This is a genomic window from Rhodanobacter sp. OR87 (assembly GCF_000473345.1).
Taxonomy (GTDB): domain Bacteria; phylum Pseudomonadota; class Gammaproteobacteria; order Xanthomonadales; family Rhodanobacteraceae; genus Rhodanobacter; species Rhodanobacter denitrificans.
This window is the reverse complement of sequence record NZ_AXBJ01000009.1, coordinates 1-20,604: the sequence shown is the minus strand read 5'-3', so window position 1 is coordinate 20,604 and position 20,604 is coordinate 1. Positions and strand designations below refer to the sequence as shown.

Annotated in this window: 15 protein-coding genes and 1 pseudogene; 9 read left to right on the top strand and 7 right to left on the bottom strand. The window is 67.7% G+C overall.

Annotated features, from left to right (window positions below):
• Positions 1-150 precede the first annotated feature (150 nt).
• The 3 genes from RHOOR87_RS0109820 to RHOOR87_RS19150 all read left to right on the top strand — a co-directional run bounded on the left by RHOOR87_RS0109820 (position 151) and on the right by RHOOR87_RS19150 (position 6,205).
• Entirely contained in the window at positions 151-3,573 is a 3,423-nt protein-coding gene (locus RHOOR87_RS0109820) for a glycosyltransferase (RefSeq protein WP_027484916.1), read from the top strand.
• Between the two features lie 102 nt (positions 3,574-3,675).
• Positions 3,676-5,424: an Eco57I restriction-modification methylase domain-containing protein gene (locus RHOOR87_RS0109815; RefSeq protein ID WP_015447970.1), complete on the top strand. Its 1,749-nt coding sequence runs from the start codon at positions 3,676-3,678 to the stop codon at positions 5,422-5,424.
• 259 nt (positions 5,425-5,683) lie between these two features.
• Positions 5,684-6,205, top strand: coding sequence for a PaeR7I family type II restriction endonuclease (locus RHOOR87_RS19150; protein ID WP_051357952.1), 522 nt, complete (start codon positions 5,684-5,686; stop codon positions 6,203-6,205).
• A 74-nt stretch (positions 6,206-6,279) separates the two neighbouring features.
• On the opposite strand, the gene RHOOR87_RS0109805 is transcribed toward RHOOR87_RS19150, so the two are convergent.
• On the bottom strand, positions 6,280-7,161 hold the full coding sequence (locus RHOOR87_RS0109805) for an EamA family transporter (RefSeq protein WP_015447971.1): 882 nt from the start codon (positions 7,159-7,161) through the stop codon (positions 6,280-6,282).
• A gap of 412 nt (positions 7,162-7,573) precedes the next feature.
• Here RHOOR87_RS0109805 and RHOOR87_RS0109800 point away from each other — a divergent pair, with 412 nt between their 5' ends.
• Positions 7,574-10,303 carry an Ig-like domain-containing protein gene (locus RHOOR87_RS0109800; protein ID WP_027484915.1) on the top strand — a complete coding sequence of 910 codons (2,730 nt, stop codon included), beginning with the start codon at positions 7,574-7,576 and terminating at the stop codon, positions 10,301-10,303.
• Positions 10,304-10,407: 104 nt separating this feature from the next.
• Here the strand turns inward: RHOOR87_RS0109800 and RHOOR87_RS0109795 are convergent, their stop codons facing one another.
• On the bottom strand, positions 10,408-10,881 hold the full coding sequence (locus tag RHOOR87_RS0109795; RefSeq protein WP_015447973.1) for a DUF1456 family protein: 474 nt from the start codon (positions 10,879-10,881) through the stop codon (positions 10,408-10,410).
• Between the two features lie 155 nt (positions 10,882-11,036).
• On the opposite strand from RHOOR87_RS0109795, the gene RHOOR87_RS0109790 reads away from it, so the two are divergent.
• The 3 genes from RHOOR87_RS0109790 (at position 11,037) to RHOOR87_RS0109780 (ending at position 13,757) form a co-directional block, all read left to right on the top strand.
• Positions 11,037-11,264, top strand: coding sequence for a hypothetical protein (locus RHOOR87_RS0109790; protein ID WP_027484914.1), 228 nt, complete (start codon positions 11,037-11,039; stop codon positions 11,262-11,264).
• Positions 11,261-11,854, top strand: coding sequence for a YigZ family protein (locus RHOOR87_RS0109785; protein ID WP_027484913.1), 594 nt, complete (start codon positions 11,261-11,263; stop codon positions 11,852-11,854). Before RHOOR87_RS0109790 ends, RHOOR87_RS0109785 begins: the two co-directional genes overlap by 4 nt.
• A gap of 130 nt (positions 11,855-11,984) precedes the next feature.
• Positions 11,985-13,757: an ABC transporter transmembrane domain-containing protein gene (locus RHOOR87_RS0109780; protein ID WP_027484912.1), complete on the top strand. Its 1,773-nt coding sequence runs from the start codon at positions 11,985-11,987 to the stop codon at positions 13,755-13,757.
• Positions 13,758-13,909: 152 nt separating this feature from the next.
• On the opposite strand, the pseudogene RHOOR87_RS19145 reads toward RHOOR87_RS0109780, so the two are convergent.
• Together RHOOR87_RS19145 and RHOOR87_RS0109770 are read right to left on the bottom strand one after the other, a co-directional pair.
• Positions 13,910-14,416: pseudogene (locus RHOOR87_RS19145) on the bottom strand (zinc-binding dehydrogenase); the annotation flags it as partial.
• 228 nt (positions 14,417-14,644) lie between these two features.
• Positions 14,645-15,847 (bottom strand): serine hydrolase domain-containing protein, encoded by a 1,203-nt coding sequence (locus tag RHOOR87_RS0109770; RefSeq protein WP_027484911.1) that lies wholly within the window; start codon positions 15,845-15,847, stop codon positions 14,645-14,647.
• A 279-nt stretch (positions 15,848-16,126) separates the two neighbouring features.
• On the opposite strand from RHOOR87_RS0109770, the gene RHOOR87_RS0109765 reads away from it, so the two are divergent.
• Entirely contained in the window at positions 16,127-16,627 is a 501-nt protein-coding gene (locus RHOOR87_RS0109765) for a PepSY domain-containing protein (RefSeq protein ID WP_027484910.1), read from the top strand.
• Between the two features lie 112 nt (positions 16,628-16,739).
• On the opposite strand, the gene RHOOR87_RS0109760 is transcribed toward RHOOR87_RS0109765, so the two are convergent.
• The 3 genes from RHOOR87_RS0109760 to RHOOR87_RS0109750 form a co-directional block, all read right to left on the bottom strand.
• A complete protein-coding gene (locus RHOOR87_RS0109760) occupies positions 16,740-17,687 on the bottom strand; it encodes an alpha/beta hydrolase (RefSeq protein WP_043292865.1) in 948 nt (315 codons plus the stop codon).
• A gap of 164 nt (positions 17,688-17,851) precedes the next feature.
• Entirely contained in the window at positions 17,852-18,853 is a 1,002-nt protein-coding gene (locus RHOOR87_RS0109755) for a helix-turn-helix domain-containing protein (RefSeq protein ID WP_027484908.1), read from the bottom strand.
• Positions 18,801-19,349, bottom strand: coding sequence for an isochorismatase family protein (locus RHOOR87_RS0109750; RefSeq protein WP_007514603.1), 549 nt, complete (start codon positions 19,347-19,349; stop codon positions 18,801-18,803). The genes RHOOR87_RS0109755 and RHOOR87_RS0109750 overlap by 53 nt, the downstream gene beginning before the upstream one ends.
• Positions 19,350-19,663: 314 nt before the next feature.
• On the opposite strand from RHOOR87_RS0109750, the gene RHOOR87_RS0109745 reads away from it, so the two are divergent.
• Entirely contained in the window at positions 19,664-20,155 is a 492-nt protein-coding gene (locus RHOOR87_RS0109745; protein WP_007514601.1) for a GNAT family N-acetyltransferase, read from the top strand.
• Positions 20,156-20,604 lie beyond the last annotated feature (449 nt).

The window sequence follows — 20,604 nt, the reverse complement described above, 5'->3', positions numbered from 1 at the left end:
TGGGCAACGCCGGCTGACCGTCCTTGCCGGTCCGCCGCGTGGCAGGCTCCGCATCGGCGATACTGCGCATCCCGGCGCCGCGCCCAGCCAAGACGGCGCCGGGACCCACGCAGAGCCGCGCAACACAGCGTTCGCCGAACCGACCCCAGCATGCAAAAGAAACCGATCTTCTTCGACCCCACCGGCCGGCGGGCCAGCCATGTCTCGCGGCTGGCGCTGGCCGCCGCGGTGATCAGCACGCTGTTCGTGGTGGCCTGCGCGGCCAGCCTGTTCGTGTGGCCCAGCATGAGCGGCCTGCATATCGGCGAGCACAACCGTACCCGGCACGCGCTGGCCAACGTGAAGGCGGCGGCGCCCGAACTGCTGAAGCCGGCGGCGCGGCTGGCCGCCGAGGTCCGCGCCCGGCAGAAGCTGCTGCATCCGCCGCGCACCCACGCCGGCAAGACATCCGCGCACGTGCCGCCGCCGTCGCTGGACAAGCCGGCCGGCCGGCCGCTGGCGATCGGCTTCTACGTCAACTGGGACGAAAGCAGCTACCCCTCGCTGAAACGCGCCTTGCCCACGCTGGACTGGGTCATTCCCTCGTGGATGCATGTTTCCGGCCCGGACATGGCGCTGCACACCGACATCGATGCCAAGGCACTGAAGTTGATCCGCGCGCAGAAGCCGTCCACGCCGATCCTGCCGCTGCTGCAGAACATGGTGAACATGGCCTGGGACGGCCCCGGCCTGGCGCGCATGCTGGCCGACCCGGCGGTGCGCCAGGCGCGCATCGCGCAGATCGTCGCCTTCCTCGACGCCAACCACTTCCAGGGCGTGACCATCGACTTCGAGGACGTGCCCGCCGCCTCGCAGAAGGACCTGAAGGCCTTCCTCAGCGAGCTCAACGACGCGTTCGATCCCCACGGCTGGGGCATCGTGCTGTCGGTGCCGTTCGACGACGCCGACTGGGACTACGCCGGCTACGCCGACATCGTGGATTTCGAACTGCTGATGGCCTACGACCAGCACTGGGCCGGCAAGGACCCCGGCAGCGTCGCCGCCCAGGACTGGTTCGAGGACACGCTCGACCAGCGCATGAAGGTGCTCGACCCCAACCAGGTGATCGTGGCGATCGGTAGCTACGGCTACGACTGGTCGCACGGGCAGAACGCCGAGGCGCTGACCTTCCAGGACGCGATGGACCGCGCCAGCGACGCGCAGGCGGTGATCACGTTCGACCCGGACACGCAGAACCCGACTTTCTCCTACGGCGAGGACGATGGCAGCACGCACCAGGTCTGGTTCCTCGACGGCGTCACCGCCTTCAACCAGATCCACGCCGCCGACGACTACCGGCCCTACGGCTACTCGCTGTGGCGGCTGGGTTCGGAGGACCCGTCGGTGTGGTCGGTACTGGGCCGCCCCTACGGCGCCGCCGCACCCGACGCGCTGCGCACGATCGGCCAGGGCGAGGACATCGACATCCAGGGCCAGGGCGAAGTGCTGGAGATCGCCGCGCAGCCGTCGCCCGGCGCGCGCAGCATCGAGGTGGACAAGAACGACGGCAGCATCGACGACGAAAACTACAGCGCGCTGCCCAGTTCCTACGTGATCCGCCGCGCCGGCACGCTGCCGCACAAGATCGCGCTGACCTTCGACGACGGCCCGGACGCGCAGTGGACGCCGCAGATCCTCGACATCCTCAAGGCGAAGCACGTGCCGGCGACGTTCTTCATCATCGGCGCCAGCGCCGAGATGTCGCCGAAACTGGTGCAGCGCGAGGTGGCCGAAGGCCACGACGTCGGCAACCACACCTTCACCCACCCCAACCTCGGCGACACCCCGCCCGGCATCGTGTCGCTGGAGCTCAACGCCACCCAACGCCTGTTCGAGGCGCTCACCGGCCGCTCGATGCGGCTGTTCCGCGCACCCTACTTCGGCGACGCCGAGCCGACCACCGCCGACGAGCTGGTGCCGATCGGGATCGCCCAGAAGATGGGCTACATCTCGGTCGGCCTGCACGTCGACTCGGAGGACTGGCAACGCCCGGGCGTCGACAAGATCGTCGACAACGTGCTGGGCCAGGTCGCCGCCAGCAACTCCGAGCGCACCGGCCAGGTGGTGCTGCTGCACGACGCCGGCGGCGAGCGCTCGCAGACCATCGCGGCGCTTCCGCGCATCATCGACGGCCTGCGCGCGCGGGGCTACGACTTCGTCACCGTGTCTGAGCTGGCCGGGCTCACCCGCGAGCAGAGCATGCCGCCACTGCCGCCCGGCTCGCTGTCGCGCTGGGCCGACCGCTCGGTGTTCCTTGCGCTGGGCTGGTTCGGCCACCTGATCAACTGGCTGCTGACCACCACGATCGCGCTGGGCGTGGCCCGCCTGCTGCTACTCGGCGTGCTGGCGCTGGTCAACCGCTGGCAGGAGCGCCGGCGCGCGCCGCCGACCCTGCCGGACGATCCGCCGCTGGTCTCGGTGCTGATCCCCGCCTACAACGAGGCGAAGGTGATCGCCAGCTCGATCCGCCGCATCCTCAAGAGCCGCTACGCCAATCTCGAGGTGATCGTGGTCGACGACGGCTCCACCGACGGCACTTCCACAGTGGTGCGCGAGCACTACGCCGCCGAGCCGCGCGTGCGGCTGATCAGCATCCCCAACGGCGGCAAGGCGCACGCCGTCAACACCGCGCTGCGCGAATCGAACGGCACGGTGGTGGTGGCGCTGGACGCCGACACCCAGTTCGAGCCGCACACCATCTCGCGGCTGGTGCGCTGGTTCGCCGACCCTAAGGTCGGCGCCGTGGCCGGCAACGCCAAGGTCGGCAACCGCATCAACCTGATCACGCTGTGGCAGGCGCTGGAGTACATCACCGCGCAGAATCTCGAACGCCGCGCACTGGCCGCACTGGGCGCCATCACCGTGGTGCCGGGCGCCGTCGGCGCCTGGCGGCGCGAGGCGCTGGAGCGACTCGGCGGTTTCCCCGCCGACACCCTGGCCGAAGACCAGGACCTGACCATCGCGGTGCAGAAAGCCGGCTACCACACCCTGTTCGATGCCGAGGCGATCGCCTGGACCGAAGCGCCCGATACCGCCCGCGGCCTCGCCCGCCAGCGTTTCCGCTGGGCCTACGGCACCTTGCAATGCCTGTGGAAGCACCGCGACACCACCTTCAATCCGCGCTACGGCGCGCTCGGCATGGTGGCCTTGCCGCAGGTGTGGTTGTTCCAGATCCTGTTCTCGGTGGTGTCGCCGCTGGTCGACCTGGTGCTGGTCTGGCAGATCGTCAGCACCGGCATGGACTACCTGCAGCACCGCGCCCAGTTCGACGACACCAACCTGCTGCGCATGCTGGCGTTCTACGCCGCCTTCATGGCGGTCGACCTGGGCGCCTCGGCGCTCGCCTTCGCGATGGAGAAGAAGGAGAAATGGAGCCTGCTGTGGTGGCTGGTCCTGCAGCGCTTCGGCTACCGCCAGCTGATGTACTACGTGGTGGTGCGCTCAGTCTGGACCGCCATCAAGGGACCGTCGGTGGGCTGGGGCAAGCAGGAGCGCAAGGCGACGGTGAATACGCAGGATGGCAGCGGACACTGAAACCCTTGTCAATCAAGGGCTGGAACGGTATTCGTTGAAGGGGCGTGGATCGGCTGCCATTCACGCTGGACACCTCCTGGCCACCTCGGCACCATGGCATCCATGAATCTTTCGCTCGACCTCTTCGATCACGCCGCAAGAGCCCCTGAGATAGAGGCTGCCATCTCACACATGGCCCGGCACGATGAAACGGATCGCGGTGCCGTTTTCACCCGTCCGGAAGTGGTCGATGCCATCCTTGACCTTGCCGGCTACCGTTCGGATCGGCCATTGCATCGGCTGCGGTTGCTGGAGCCTTCGTTTGGAGCCGGCGACTTCTTGCTCCGTGTCGTGCATCGCCTGTGGTCGGCTTTCGTACGCGACGGTGGCACGCCGGCGACAGCCCCGGAAGAATTGCGCGATGCGATCATCGCCGTGGAACTGCATCAGGCCACATTCGACCTGACTGCCCAGCGGCTTGTCGCCCTGCTCCGGCAACAAGGCCTCAGCCCACGCGATGCGGATGCGCTGTGCGCGTCGTGGCTGATCCGCGACGACTTCCTGCTGGCGCCACTGAACGGACCATTCGACTTTGTCGTCGGCAATCCACCCTACGTCCGCCAGGAACGGATTCCCGCCGCACTGCTGAACGAATACCGGCGTCGTTTCCACACGCTCTACGACCGCGCCGACTTGTACGTGCCGTTTTTCGAACGCGCTCTCGACCTGCTTGGCGACGAGGGCGTGCTCGGCTATATCTGCGCCAATCGCTGGCTCAAGAACCGCTACGGCGGCCCGCTTCGCGAGAAGGTCACGAACGGCTACTGGCTGAAATATTTCATCGACATGGAAAGCACCGATGCCTTCCATTCGGAAGTCATCGCCTATCCTGCTATCACCATTTTCCAGCGCGCCGCCCCGGAATCCACCGGCCGACAGGCCACCCGCGCCGTTGCCGCCGGCGCTGCCACGTCACTGCCCGTGCTGGTCGATGCCCTGCTCGACGCTCACGGTTCCGAACACGTCGCGGAATTCAAGCTGGACAGCATGGGCCCTGCCCCGCTGCTGCTCGACGACATTCCCCGGCTCGTGCTGCTTCGTCGCATGGAGCACGAACTCCCGACGCTCGAGCAGGCCGGCTGCAAGGTCGGCATCGGCGTGGCGACCGGCTGCGATCGCGTGTTCATCGATGCCATGGACGCCCTGCCGGTCGAAGCAGAGCGCAAATTGCCGCTGGTCATGGCCCGCGACCTGGTGGACGGCAGTATCCGCTGGGGCGGCAAGGCAGTACTGAACCCGTTCGACGAAACGGGGCAACTGGTTCCGCTCGAATCCTTCCCGCGCTTCAAGCACTACCTCGACACGCATCGCGACAGCGTGGCAGGGCGCCACGTCGCACAGCGCAACCCCGGCGGCTGGTACCGGACGATCGACCGCATCCAGCCGGGCCTGCTGGAAACCCCGAAACTGCTGGTGCCGGACATCAAGGGCGAAGGTGTCTTCGTCATGGATGAAGGTCGCTATTACCCGCACCACAACCTCTACTTCATCACTTCAGGCGAGTGGGATCTGCGAGCGCTTCAAGCCGTACTCCGTTCATCGTTGACGTTGATGGTGGTGGCGACCTATTGCACACGCATGGCCGGGGGTTTCCTGCGATTCCAGGCGCAGTATCTGCGCAGGATCCGCCTTCCCCGTTGGCGCAACGTCGATGAGCGCATGCGCGACCGCCTGATCGCCGCAGCCGCGACGAAGGACCAGGACGAAGTCGACGCCCCCATATTCGAGCTGTACGGACTGAGCAGCGCGGAAGCGCTGCGGATGCGCCAGATCGCCGATGCCGCACGCGTGGGAAAAGGATCGCTCCAGTGACCATCAGTCTGCTTCCCCCATCGTTCGACGAACTCACCCGCCATGCGGTTCACGTTTTCTGGCATTCACGCAACAGCGGCTCCCTCAACGCGGAGCATGAGGGCGGTCGTGCGGCGGTCGTTGGCGGCAAGAACATGGACGGCTTCATCGAAGTCGTGCGTGCGGTCGTGACGCACTGCGGTCTGGCTGGCGATGCCGTGCACGTGCGCAAGTCGGCGGTGATACTTCCCGGCTTCTTTCGCGCCACCAAGAGCTGGACGTGCTGGTGGTTCACGGGAAGAGATTGCTCGGCGTATTCGAGTTCAAGTCGCAGGTCGGTTCTTTCGGAAACAACTTCAACAACCGAAGTGAAGAGGTCATCGGATCGGCAGCCGATCTTTGGGTGGCGCACCACCATGGCGCCTATGGCGGCCTGCCCAGAAGCCGGAGCGAAGTGCGCGAATACTCGTCGGCACTGTTGAACCCGGTGATCCAGTCGGATCCGCGCCCGCCATTTCTGGCGTGGCTGATGCTGCTTGAAGAATGCGATGCCTCCATGCGGTCCGTACGCTGCGACGAGCCGCACTTCCCCGTATTCGAGGAGTTCCGCGACGCCTCGTACGCCCGTAGGTATCAAATCCTTTGCGAACGACTGGTGGAACGCCAGCTCTACAGCGCGGCAGCGCTGGAGCTGACCCCTACCGGCAAGGACACGCACCGGGCACTGTCAAAGGCGACCAGCCTGCGCAACATGTTCTCGGAGTTTGCGGGGCGCATCCTCGCCGCCGTCCAAGGTGCGTAGCGCTGCTGCGGCAGTCGGCCAGTTCTCGCGCCACCACACCGGCATTTGCCAAAAGGAGCCGGCTGCAGCGGCACTCAGTTCGCCAGCGGCTCCGCCAACGCCGGCCGCTGCACGCTCAGCGCGGTACCTGCCGCCGCCACGATGATCGTCGCGATGGCCAGCCACTGCAGCAGGCTGAGCCGTTCGCCCAGCAGCGCCACGCCGGCGACCGCCGCGATGGCCGGCTCCAGGCTCAGCAAGGTGCTGAACGTGCGCGCCGGCAGGCGGGTCAGCGCCACCATCTCCAGCGAATACGGCAGCGCCGAGCTGAGCACGGCCACGCCGAGCGCATACGGCAGCAGCGCCGGCGACAACAGCGCGCTGCCTGCATGCGCGATGCCGAACGGGATCGCCAGCAGGGCACCGATCGAGGTGCCCAGCGTCACTGCGTCCGCGCCATGCGTGGCGCCCGCCTTCTTCCCCAGCACGATGTACAAGGCCCAGCCCGCGCCGGCCGCCAGCGCGTACATCACGCCCGCCGGATCGAGCGCATGCAGCTGCCCGCGCAACGGCAGCAACAGCGCCAGCCCGGCCACCACCAACGCGATCCAGACGAAGTCGAGCCACCGGCGCGAACCGAACAGCGCCAGCGCCAGCGGCCCGGTGAATTCCAGCGCCACCGCGATGCCCAGCGGGATCGTGCGCAGCGACAGGTAGAACACCAGGTTCATCGCCCCCATCGCGAGGCCGTAGCCCCACAACACGCGCCAGTCGCGCCGGCCAGCGTGGCGCCACGGCCGCCGCCACAGCAGCAGGAGCAGCGCGCTGAGCCCCAGCCGGTAGGCGGTGGCGCCTTGCGCGCCGACCAGCGGAAACAGGTGCTTGGCCAGCGACGCACCGCACTGGTACGAGACCATGCTGACCAGCAGCATGCCGACCGCGAGCGCGAGCGGAGCAACGGTGGAACGTGATGACATGCGTGCAGCCCCGGCGAAAGACCTTGTCCATGATGCTCGAAGACCCCGGTGAAACCCACCCCGCGGATCGTCTCGCCGTCGCCGTTGCCGATCGTGTCTGGCAGCAATGCGCGGCACGGCTCGCGGGTGATGCATGGAGGCCGGGATTGCCGCCGCCAGGCAGGCCCCCACACGTTGCATCAACCAGCCGCATCCGCATCCGCAAGGGAGCATTCCGGAAAACGGATGGGCACCCTCCCGCTCGAACGCCTCTCCGCAAAATCTTCGACCACCTCGTGGTGATTCTGAGCACCCGGTCAGAAACTGGTGCCCCGGCGGTCCCATGCTTGTCATCTGGCGCTGGGATAAATGGCGGGTCGAGACGATGGCCGGGGGGCTCTTGCTCGACCCACTCAACCGGGGACACTAATCAATGAACTGGAAAACCAGGATCGCTGGCGGCTTGCTGCTCGCCTGCGCAGTCGTTGCCGTTCCGGCATTCGCCGGCAGTCTGCCCGACCACGAGGAATTCGACGCCACGCTGCAAGTGCCGTTCCGCAGCGCCGGCGCGCGTCCCGTGACGATGCACTTCTCCTATCCAGGGGCGACGCCGGGAACACAGGTGGCGTGGGAGGTCGCCCTGCTCGGCCACGATGGCAGCGAGCTGCGTGCGTGGCAGGGACACAGCGCGCTCGGCACCGGCAGCACGCAGGCCAAGGTGCTCTGGGACGGGCTGGGCCGCAACGGCCAGACCGTACCCAGCGGCTATGTCACGGTGCGGCTGCGCGCCGTGGCGCTGGACGGCGCCACGGTCGCGCGCATCGGCAGCGGCCTGCCCGGCCAGGCGCTGACGCTGGCGCAACAGCGGGCACCGGAGCTGGTCGAGGAGCAACGCTACGACGTGCTGGTGGGCGCCGTCGCTGCACCCGTCATGCCGCACTTCCAGGCCCTGCGCCAGCACAACGGCACCACCACGGCCCTGTCGCCGATGTCGGCGACGAGCACCGGCGGCCTGCCGTACACCATCTACTTCGGCAACCTGCACAGCCAGACCAACCACAGCGACGGGGGCGGCGTGCTCTCCACTTGTGTCGGCGCGCAGAACCCGCAGAGCGGCGCCTATGGCCCCTCGGACGCCTACCAGTACGCCCTGAACGACGGCCTGGACATCCTGATGACGTCCGAGCACAACCACATGTACGACGGCTCGACCGGCACCAACACCTCGGCCAGCCCGACCACGGCGCACAACCTCTACCAGTCCGGCCTGCAGGCGGCCAGCACGTTCAACGCCGCGCACGCGAATTTCCTGGCGATCTACGGCCTGGAATGGGGCGTCATCAGCAACGGCGGGCACCTCAACATCTTCAACACGCCAAGCCTGCTGGAGTGGGAATACAACAGCTCCAACCAGCTGATCGGCGACGTGTTCACCGCCAAGAGCGACTACGGCTCGCTGTACGCGCTGATGAAGGCGAACGGCTGGGTGGGGCAGTTCAACCATCCCGCCAGCACCGGCCAGTTCAACATCGGCGGCACGGATCTCGCCTACAGCGCCGACGGCGACACCGTGATGGCGCTGGCCGAGGTGCTCAACAGCTCGGCGTTCTCCACCAACGTCACCGAGACCGAAACCAGCCGTACCAGCTACGAGGCGGCGTTCAACATCCTGCTCGCGCGCGGCTTCCACGTGGCGCCGAGCTCCGACCAGGACAACCACTGCGCCAACTGGGGCGCCAGCTACACCAACCGCACCGGCGTGCTGATTCCCAGCGGCACGACACTCAGCCTCGCCAGCTTCCTCGACGCGGTACGCGCGCGCCGCACATACGCCACCGAGGACAAGACCGGCCAGATCGTGCTGACGGCGAACGGCCATGTGATGGGCGAGCGCTTCGGCAACAGCGGTCCGCTGACGCTTGCCGTCAACTACGCCAGCAGCGCCGGCCACACCGCACAGCGCGTGCAGGTTTTCGAAGGCGTACCCGGCGGCAACGGCGCGGTGACCGCCACCTCGAGCACCGCCACCACCACCATCACGCCGGCCAACGGCGACCACTTCTACTACGCCAAGGTCACCCAGGAGGACGGCAAGCAGCTGTGGTCAGCGCCGGTATGGGTCACCCAGGGTGCGGGGGGCGGCGACACCACTCCGCCGACGGTGAGCGCGTCGGAGAGCGGCACGTCGGGCACCATCACGCTGTCGGCCAGCGCCAGCGACAACGTTGGCGTGACCAGGGTGGAGTTCTACGTCGACAACGCGCTGGTGGCCACGGACACCGCCACGCCGTACACGGCCACGCTGGATTCCACCACGCTGGGCAACGGCACGCACAGCCTGGTGGCCAAGGCCTACGACGCGGCCGGCAACGTCGGCACCAGCAGCACGGTCAGCTTCAGCGTGTCCAACAGCACCGGTGTCGACACCGCGCCGCCGACGGTGTCTGCGTCGGAGAGCGGCAACTCGGGCACCATCACCCTGTCGGCCAATGCCAGCGACAACGTGGGCGTGACCAAGGTGGAGTTCTATGTCGACAATGCGCTGAAGGCGACCTCGACCGCCGCGCCCTACCAGGCCACGCTGGATTCCACCACGCTGGCCAATGGCAGCCACAACCTGGTGGCCAAGGCCTATGACGCCGCCGGCAACATCGGCACCAGCAGCACGGTCAGCTTCAGCATTTCCAACGGCGGCACCGCCACCGAGCTGGTGAAGAACAACAGCTTCGAGAACGGCACCACGCCGTGGACACAGACCAGCGGGGTCATCACCAACGCCAGCGGCGAAGCGGCCCATACCGGCAGCTACAAGGCCTGGCTGGACGGCTATGGCAGCGCGCACACGGACTACGTGCGCCAGCAGATCACCATCCCGGCGACGGCGACCAAGGCCACGCTGGACTTCTACATGCACATCGACACCGCCGAGACCACGACCAGCACGGCCTACGATAAGCTCAGCGCGCAGGTGATCACCTCGGCCGGCAAGTACGTGACGCTGGCAACCTGGTCGAACCTCAACGCGGCCAGCGGCTACGTCGAGCATGCCGTGGATCTGTCGGCCTACATCGGCCAGACCATCCAGATCAATTTCTACGGCGTGGAAGACAGTTCCAACCAGACCTCGTTCGTGATCGACGACGTCAGCGTGAAGGCGCAGTAAGCGGGAAGGCGGGAGTTCCGCGGCGAACTCCCGCCCTCCTCCGGCTCCGCTCGCACGCCCATCGGGTGGAAGGGCGTGACGGCAGGCGCACCTCCGCCAACCGCTCAGTCGTTGCCGCGCACCTTCATCGTCAGCCCCTTCAGGAAATTGCGCAGCAGCTGGTCGCCGCACAGCCTGAAGTTCTTGTGGTCGCTCTGGCGGAACAGCGCGCTGAGCTCCGGCTTGGAGATCGGGAAACCGGCGGCCTCAAGGAGCTCGTGCATGTCCACGTCCTTCAGCTCGAACGCCACGCGCAGCTTCTTCAGCACCACGTTGTTGGTGACGCGCTTTTCCGGCGGGCGCGGCGGCCGGCTCTCGTCCTTGCCGCGGCGGTGGAAGACCAGGCCGTCGAGGAACAGTGCCAGCACCTTGTTGCTGCACTCGGCGTAGCCGGGTTCGTCATCCTTCTTCAGGAACGCCTGCACGTCTTCCTTGCCGATCGGCGAGGCCGCATCCGCCAGGTGGATGATGTCCACCACCCTGCCGTCGCTGAGGTCGAGCATGTAGCGGATGGCGCGCAATACGTCGTTGTTGATCATGGGGTTCGGTCGGTCCTGCAAGGGACGCCATGCTACCGCACCGGCCCGGCGTACCCGGTGAAACCGGCCGGCGGCCCGGCGCACGCCTCCTACCCGCTGCCCGGCGATTTGCCTTAACCTCGCCACCCATGGATGCCGCGGCCACTCCCGATACGATGCCGATACCAGCCGACAACCTCGCCGCGTTGGAGGCGTCGCACGCGCACCACCGCGGCGGGCGGCACCACTTCTTCCTGCCGCGCCGCATGACCACCCCGCGGCCGCCACAGAAGCCCGGCATGCCGGGCGAACGGCAGCCCGATGGGGCCGCGCTGGAACAGGCCCGCCCCGGCGCTGCCGTGGAACGCCGCAAGGCGCTGCGCGCGAAACCGCTCGAGCCATGAGCGGAACGCTGTCCACGCTGGCCCAGCCGTGCCGTCACCAGGAAGAGATCAGGAAGAGCCGCTTCCTTGCGCTGGCCGTACCGGTGGATTCGCCCGAGCAGGCGCTGGCGTTCGTGCGCGAGGCGGGCGACCCCACCGCCACGCACAACTGCTGGGCGTACCGCATCGGCCAGGACTACCGTTTCAACGACGACGGCGAACCCGGCGGCACCGCCGGCCGGCCGATCCTGCAGGCGATCGAGGGCCAGCAGATGGATCGCGTCGTGGTGCTGGTGACGCGCTGGTACGGCGGCATCAAGCTCGGCGCCGGCGGGCTGGTACGCGCCTACGGCGGCACCGCGGCGGAATGCCTGCGCCGCGCCGGGCGCGTGCCGATCGTGGCGATGGCGCGGCTGGAGCTGCGCTGCGATTTCGCCGATTTGGCCCTGCTCAAGGCGCGCCTGAAAGACTTGCAGGCCGAGGTCGAGCACGAAACGTTCGGTGCCGACGGCGTGGAACTGCAACTGTGCCTGCCGGACAGCCGGGTCGACGAAGCCCAACTGCGCGTCAGCGACATCAGCCGCGGACGCAGCACCGCGAAACGCCTGTAGGAACGCGTCAGGGCCGGTTGAGTACTTGAAAACCAGGGCCGCGGATTGAATCGACGGCAACCCGCCCCACCTTAGAACGGATCGCCCGTGCGCGGGCCCGCGTCCATCTTCGATCCGCCGGCGAGAACCCATGAGCGACGCCCCTACCGACACGTCCCGCCCCGCCCACCGCATCGGCGCGCTGCGCGAACTGTGGCCGTTCCTGAAACCGCACCGTGCGCTCGCGCTCGGCTGGCTGCTGTTCCTGGCGCTGTCCTCCGGCGCCTCGCTGGTGCTGCCACTGGCGTTCCGCCACATCATCGACCAGGGCTTCGGCCACTCCAGCAACACCGTCATCAACCAGACCTTCATCGCCCTGTTCGGCGTGGCGCTGGTGCTGGCCTTCGCCACCGCCGCGCGCTACTTCTGCATCACCCTGCTGAGCGAGCGCGCGCTGGCTTCGCTGCGGCAGACGCTGTACGCACACGTGATCCGGCTCGACGTGGGCTTCTTCGAGAAGAGCCGCGTGGGCGAGCTGCTGTCGCGCCTCAGCGCCGACACCGAAGTGGTGCAGGCGCTGATCGGCTCCGGCGTGTCGGTGGCGCTGCGCAGCGCGGTGATGCTGGTGGGCGCAGCGGTGGCGATGGTGTGGACCGCGCCGTCGCTGGCCGGTCTCACCGCGCTGGTGATCCCGGCGGTGATGCTGCCGATCCTGCTGTTCGGCCGCCGCGTGCAGAAGCTGTCGCGCGCCAGCCAGGACCGCCTCGCCGACGCCGCCGCGATCGCCAACGAGACGCTCAACGCCTCCACCGCGGTGAAGGCGTACGCGCGCGAGGACATCGAGAGCACCCGCTACGGCGGCGCGATCACCCGCGCGCTGGCCACCGCGCGCCGGCGCATCGGCATGCGCGCGCTGCTGACCATGGCGGTGATCGTGCTGGTGTTCGGCGCGATCACCCTGGTGCTGTGGGCCGGCGCACGCCACGTGCTGGCCGGCACGCTGGGCGCCGGCGTGCTGGGCCAGTTCGTGCTGTACGCGGTGTTCGCCGCCGGCTCGGTGGCCGGGCTGTCCGAGGTATGGGGCGACGTGCTGCGTGCAGCCGGCGCGATGGAGCGCATCGGCGAACTGCTGGCCGAACGCGCCGACATCGTCGACCCGGCGCAGCCGCAGGTGCTGCCGCAACCGATGCGCGGCGAGCTGCGCTTCGACGGCGTGACCTTCCACTACCCCACCCGTCCCGACACGGCGGCGCTGCACGACTTCACCCTGACCGTGCGCCCCGGCGAGACGGTGGCCCTGGTCGGCCCCTCCGGCGCCGGCAAGAGCACGGTGTTCGCCCTGCTGCTGCGCTTCTACGACCCGCAGAGCGGCAGCATCCGCATCGACGGCATCGACCTGCGCGAAACCACCCTGGCCGGCCTGCGCGGCGCGATCGCGCTGGTGCCGCAGGAAACCGTGATCTTCGCCGGCAGCGCCGCCGACAACATCCGCTTCGGCCGCCAGGACGCCGGCGACGACGAAGTGCGCGACGCTGCCCGCGCCGCCGAGGCGCACGAGTTCATCAGTGCGCTGGAGCACGGCTACGACGCCGAGCTGGGCGAGCGCGGCGTGCGCCTGTCCGGCGGCCAGCGCCAGCGCATCGCGATCGCCCGCGCGATCCTGCGCGACGCGCCGCTGCTGTTGCTGGACGAAGCCACCTCGTCACTCGATGCGCAATCGGAAGCGGCGATCCAGCAGGCGCTGGCGCGGCTGGAACAGGGCCGCACCACCCTGGTGATCGCCCACCGCCTCGCCACCGTGCAGCGCGCCGACCGCATCGTGGTAATGGACGGCGGCCGCATCGTGGCCCAGGGCACGCACGAGAGCCTGCTGGCCGAGGGTGGGCTGTATGCGGAGCTGGCGCGGCTGCAGTTCGTGGCCTGAGGCGGCCTTGCCCCTCCCCCTGCTTGCAGGGGGAGGTTGGGAGGGGGTGAAGCTTTTGACGGCAGCCTTGGTTTGACGAAGAGCGACCCCACCCCAACCCTCCCCTACTGCGCAGGGGAGGGAGAGAAGCCGCTCTGTCCCCGCAAGTGGGCTCAACCCGCCAGCGTCGCGTTGTCGATCACGAAGCGGTACTTCACGTCGCTCTTCACCATGCGGTCGTAGGCCTCGTCGATCTTCTGCGCCGGGATCGTCTCGATGTCGGCGACGATGCCTTTCTCCGCGCAGAAATCCAGCATTTCCTGGGTCTCGGCGATGCCGCCGATCAGCGAGCCGGCGACGGCCCGGCGCTTGAAGATCAGGCTGGCGATGCTCGGCGACGGGTGCGGATGCTCCGGCACGCCGACCAGCACCAAGGTGCCGTCGCGCTTGAGCAACGCGGTATACGCATCCAGCGAGTGGCTGGCGGCGACGGTGTTGCGGATGAGGTCGAAGCTGCCGGCGTGCGCCTTCATCTCGCCGACGTTGCGCAAGACCACCACCTCGTCCGCGGCCAGGTCCAGCGCGTCCTGGCGCTTGCTTTCCCAGGTGGTGAACGCCACCACGTGCGCGCCCATCGCATGCGCGATCTTCACGCCCATGTGGCCGAGCGCTTCGATGCCGGCATCCGCCTCGGCGAGCAGGTGGCCCGGGACATGATCGCCGTGCCGATCGGCCCGCCGACTGGTGCCCGCCCTTCCCCGGCTACCACCTCTACTACCCGGGCCGGCGGCAACCGTCGCCGGCGTTTTCGCTGCTGGTGGAGGCGCTGCCGAAACGGGCCCGATATTTGATGTCGGCACGCCAGGCATTGGCCCTGACTCACATATCGGTTCGCAGCGCAACGCGACTCAGTGCGTCGATGACTTCCGCTCCGCATCCACCGCCCGCTTGACGGCGGCCACGAACGCGCGCCGCGCGGCGACCAGCTCGTCGGACGTCGCGTGCGGCCACGCGCCGACCTGGGCGATCACCAGCTGACGCGCGGGATCGACGTAGACCATCTGGCCGAAGATGCCGATCGCGGCATAGCTGCCGTCGGTATCCGTCCACCACAGATAACCGTAGCCGCGGTCCGGATCATCGACGCTTTCCTGGCGACGCAGCGCGCCGTCGAGCCACGCCTTGGCGATCACCGGCGTGCCCGCGATGCGGCCGCCGTCGAGCATGAACTGCCCCAGCCGCGCGTAGTCGCCCAGCGTCGCCGACAGGCCGCTGCCGCCGGTGTCGCTGCCATCGCATTCGTCCTTGATCCAGTACGCATCGGCGGCCATGCCGTACGGCTGCCAGATCGTCTGCGACAGGTAGGCGGCCAGCGAGCGGTGCGTGGCCCGCTGCACCAGGATGCCGAGCAGGTCGGTTTCCGCAGTGTTGTAGTTCCAGTGCGTGCCGGCGGGCCACTGCCGCGGCTGTTTCTTCAGGTACGACAGCACGTGCGCCTGGCCGTCGATGCAGGCGTGCATGTACATCTGCGCCACGTCCGACTTCGCGTCGGCATAGTCCTCGTTCCAGTGCACACCGGAGGTCATCGTCAGCAACTGCTGCACGGTGACCTCCGCATAGGCGCTGCCGCGCAGCTCCGGGATGTAGCTGCCCAGCGTGTCGTCCATGCTGCGGATATAGCCCTGCTGCAGGGCGACCCCGAGCAAGGTGGAGGTGACCGACTTGGCGACCGAGAACGACGTCCAGCGCTGCTCCAGTCCGAAGCCCAGCGCGTAGCGCTGCAGGCGCACGCGGCCGTGCTGCAGCACCATCACGCCGGCGAGGTGGTGCTGGTCCATGTAGCCGGCCAGCAGCCCCGACGCACCCTGCCCGCCCAGCAGCAGCGGCTTGCCCTGCGGCAGCGCGTGAACCTGCGTGCCGTGCGCGGCGCGGTCGCTGGGAAACCGTTCGTACATCCGCCGGAACTGTGCCTCGCGCTGCGCCTGCGGCCAGAACAGCACGCCCTCGCGTTGCTGGCCGATGGTCTGTGTGCTCTGCTCGCTGGCTATCGATGGCAGCGCGATGAACAAGCACAGGGTGGTAAGCAGGCGGATGCAGAGAGTTGGACACATGGCGGTGTTTACCGAATCGGCAGCGAAACCGCCATTTTACCGACTTGTGCCAACGTCGACCGCTGCAGGAAGTGCGCGATTCGCGCGCGGCCGGGACTGGGCACGCCGGCGCGCACTCAGTGCGCTCCGGCCAGGGTCTCGGGTTCGGGCGCGCGCCTTCACGCCTTCGTCCCGGGCACGGTGGTCCCATCGGTTTCCCACGAGTCGGCGTTGGGTGTCAGCCGCCGGGTCACGCCGGCTCTGGCGACGCATGCCGTGTCCAACCAGAAGGAGTCCCCCATGATCAAGCGCGTACTTCCCCTACTGCTCGGACTGTCGCTTTGCAGTGTGGCCTTCGCACAGGATCTGCCTGCCGCTGCACAGTCGACGACAACGACTACCCAGACCACTACGATTTCCACCTGGACCTCCCAACCGCCGACCGGCGCGTTGAGCGAGGAGGCCATCAAGGCCGCGATCGCCAACGCCGGCTACAAGGAGGTCAAGGGCCTGAAGTTCAAGGACGGCGTGTGGCGCAGCAAGGCCCGCGGCGGCAACAAGCAGTGGGCCGAGCTTGCGGTGGGGCCGGTGAGCGGCAAGGTCTACGTCAGCGGCGCGCCGTCCAAACTCAACGAGGACGAGGTCAAGGCGAAACTGGCCGCCGCCGGCTACGAAAACGTCCATGACGTGGAGTACGAGCACGGCCTGTGGAGCGCCGAGGCCAGGACCCGGGGCGGCGCTGACGTCGAGCTGCTGGTCGATCCGGACGATGGCAGCGTAGTGGCCAAGTCGCACGATTGATGCGCTGGGGTTGCGATGATTGCGGAAGCCCGGTGCGTTGCGCACCAGGCTTCTCATCATTGCGCCGTCGAAAGCAAACCCTCCCGGCCCGCAGTTTTCCCCCAACCCCGGCCTATCGGCCTGCCGCAGGAAGCATCCCGATCGTACGCAGCCAGGTCTCGGCCAGGGCCGGCCAGTGCGTGATCGGGTTCGACGTCGGTCGCAGCCCGAACGCATGCCCGCCATGGGCGTACAGGTGCATCTCGGCCGGCACTTTGGCGTTCTTCAACGCGATGTAATAAGCCAGCGACTGGTTGACGCCATCCACGTAGTCGTCTTCCGCCTGCACCAGGAACGTCGGCGGCGTGTCGCGGGAGACCGGGACATTGGCATTGAACGTGTCGTCATCGGTCGCCAGGTGCCCCGGATAGATTGGCATGGCGAAATCCGGGCGGGCGCTTTCCCTGTCGGCAGCGTCCACCGGCGCATACAGGGGGCGCGCAAAGTTCGTGCTGATCTCCGCCACCAGAAAGCCTCCCGCCGAAAACCCGAGCACGCCCACCCTGTGTGGGTCGATGTGCCATGGCGCGGCGTGGGCACGCACCAGCCGCATCGTTCGCTGGGCGTCCTCCAGTGACGGCACCGACAAGGCGAAATTGTGCGGACGGCAATCGCATTGCCAGACATAAGGGATACTCGGAACGCGATACTTCAGCAGTACGCAGGTGATGCCCCTGGACGTCAGCCAGTCGCAGACCTCGGTGCCTTCGAGATCCATGGCCAGCCCCTGGAAGCCACCACCGGGAAACACCACCACCGCGGTTCCCGTGTTCTTCCCGATCGGGCCGTAGACCGTCATCGTTGGCTGCGACACATTGACCACCGACACCACAGCCTTGCCGCCGATCAACTTCTTGCTGGTCGTGGTGTACTCGGCCCCCGGCATGGGCTTGGCATTCGGCGGCGTGCCTGGCCACAGCGGTATCTGTGCATGTCCGGCAGCAGGTTGCCAGACTGTTGTCGCAGCATGCACGCCACCACATGCAGCCAGCAGACACACGGCAATGACCCAAGGCTTCATGACGATCCTCCGTTCCAGCGCTCGCCAACGCTGCGCGATCAACGCAGCAAACAGGCCCTGCATGCTGCACGCCGCATCAGGCCTGCTGCGGCCGCTTCCATGGATTTTTTCGGGCAGGCCGGCGGCAGTCCGCGGCTCTTGCGCCGGGCATGCCGCAGGGGCTTTCAGCTACGCCGGCGCGCTGATGCGGGGCTGTCGCCGGCGTGCGCCGACCACAATCGACGCAGCTGGCGTGCCGAACCCAGCCCGGCGCGTTCGGCGGCACGTTCCACGCTGTCGCCGCTGGCCAGTGCCTGGCGGGCGAGTGCCAGTCGCAGGCTGGCGTGGTAGCGGTTGATCGACATGCCGCTGGCCTCGCGAAAATGGCGGGTGAGGCTGCGCACGCTCATGTGCCCGATGTCGGCCAAGCGCGCCAGCGGCCAGTCCTGGTCGGGCGCCTTGGCCAGCGCATCCTGCACGCGATGGATGGCCATGCTCATGTGGTTGCGCCCTTCCAGCCATGGCGACAGCGCCGGATCGCCGGACGCGCGCCGCACATAGACGGCCATCTCGCGCGCGACGGCGGCGGCCAGCCACGGCGAGCCGAGCCGGGCGATCAGGTGCAAGGCCAGGTCGATGCCCGCCGTGATGCCGGCGCTGGTGCACACCTCGCCATCCTCGACGAACACGCGGCTGTCCATGACTTCGGCGCTGGGCACCAGTCGGCGCAGCGCATCGAGCAGGCTGTGGTGGGTGGTGCAGCGCCGGCCATCCAGCAAGCCGGCAGCGCCGGCCAGCAAGGCGCCGGAACAGACGCAGGCCAGCGACCGGCCGTTGCCGCCATGCTGCCGCAGCCATTCGACCAGGGCCTGGCTGGCGGGCGACGACAACACCGCCTCGCCGCTGCCGGTGGCGCCGCAAACCACGATCAGCGTGTGCTCGCCCAGCCGGGTCGGCAGCGGTTCGACGCCGGCCAAGCCCACGCCGAGCGCGGTCGAGGCGGCCTCGCCGCGCCGTACGGGCGCCACCATCCGCAGGCGCACCGGCAGCCCCATCGACGCGGCGATCCTGAAGGCATCGGCCGCGCCGGCGAGATCCAGCAGGATCAGCGCCGGCGGCAGCACGAAGCACACCTCAGTGATCGGCGAGGACGTCATCGACGGTGCGAATGCGGGCAAAACGGCCATCCAGAACCAGTTCCGTGCGCTGCTTGATGTCCAGCGCATCGTAGCGAGTTCCGCTGCCGGCGTGGATCATCGGAAACGTCAGCGTCGCCTCGGTCACGTAGTCGACGGCGAAGCCGAGATCCGACGCCACGCGCGCCGTGGTCTCGCAACACTGTTCCGAGCGGATGCCGCTGACGATGACCCGTTTGATGCCGCGCTCCGTCAACCAGGCCTGCAGGCCGGTGTCGGTGAAGGCGTTGTGGACATGCTTGTGGAACACCACGTCATGCGCGCCGGGCACCCAATCCATCGGCCGCACCAGACCGGACGCCGCGCTGAAATGCCCGTCGTCTTCGATGTGCAGGATCCGCACGACCGGCCAGCCACGCGTCGCCGCCGCATCGAGCAGCTTCACCAGGTTTTCGCGGAAAGCGGGGACATCGTCCTCGCGCCAGTACGGCGCGTGCAGGAACGACTGCTGGACATCGATGACCAGCACGGCAGGCAGCTGGGACATGGGGCGACTCCATCGATAAAGGAGTCGCCACTGTAGGCAGCGCGCGAACGGTCAACCAGCACCATGGCGGACCACGAGCGGACGGATCGGGCCAGTCCGCCAGCAGGACAAGGGCGCGCCTGCGCAGGCGCGCGCAACCGGTGCCCCGCGGACCGATCGTCACACCGGCTTCCCGTCCGACGAACGATGGCGGCAGGTTTCGGCACCTTCCTGCGTGCGCGAAGGCACGGACCTTTCGTTTCGCGCCTTGCCTGCCGAGCCCTTCGCCCCGGCAGCAGTTACGATACTTTCCACCCTGTAAAGCCGGGAGCACCATGCGCGACGCCCTTGCCATCCGCGAGTTCAGCGACGAACTCGCCGTGCACTTCCGCGACATCAACGCGGAATGGATCAACGCCATGTTCCGCCTCGAAGCAACCGACCGGGACGTGCTGGAGAACCCGCGAGCGCGGATCATCGACGCGGGTGGCGTCATTCTCTTCGTCGAGGCCAGCGGGCTTGGGATCGTCGGTGCATGCGCCCTGCAGAAGACGGGGGCCGCCAGCTACGAGCTCACCAAGATGGGTGTGCGCGAGTCGGCACGCGGCATGAAGGCCGGGGAGTTCCTGCTCGCCGCGATCATCGAGCGGGCAAACTCGCTGGGCGCCGATCCGCTGTACCTGCTCACCAACACCCGATGCGCCGCTGCCATTCATCTGTACGAGAAGCTTGGCTTCCGGCACGACGCCGAAATCATGGCCCGCTATGGCGCACGCTATGAAAGGTGCGACGTGGCCATGCGCTACCACGCGGAAGCCTTGCGGTAAGCCACCTCGTGGCGTTCAGCACGGGCCCGCATGCCGCTCGGGGTCGAGAGCGCTGTTGTCGCGGATAAAAGCCGCATGGCTTGAAACCCGCACAGCGCGCCACCCGACCCGCCTGCGCTCATAAAACGCTTCAACCCTGCTGCGCGGGCAGGAGGCGGCTGTCGCGCAGCAGGCCCGCCGAGACCAGCGACCCCGGTACGCAGACGGGAAGATCTTCGCGACGGTCATAAAAATAAGATGCCCGGGACAATCCAAGCGCTACCGCAGCCGCCACTACATTGTCACTGACACCTTTTTCCACCTCAGCCCAGTACTGTCCGGGGAAATTGCTCGGCGATCTCAGTAAACGATTGATCATGCGCTAAAAAATGACAGCTCCGGGGTGTTAGCGATTTCAACCATGCAGGCCTCAACCTGGACGACCTCACGGGGAGGGCGTCGCCATGCAC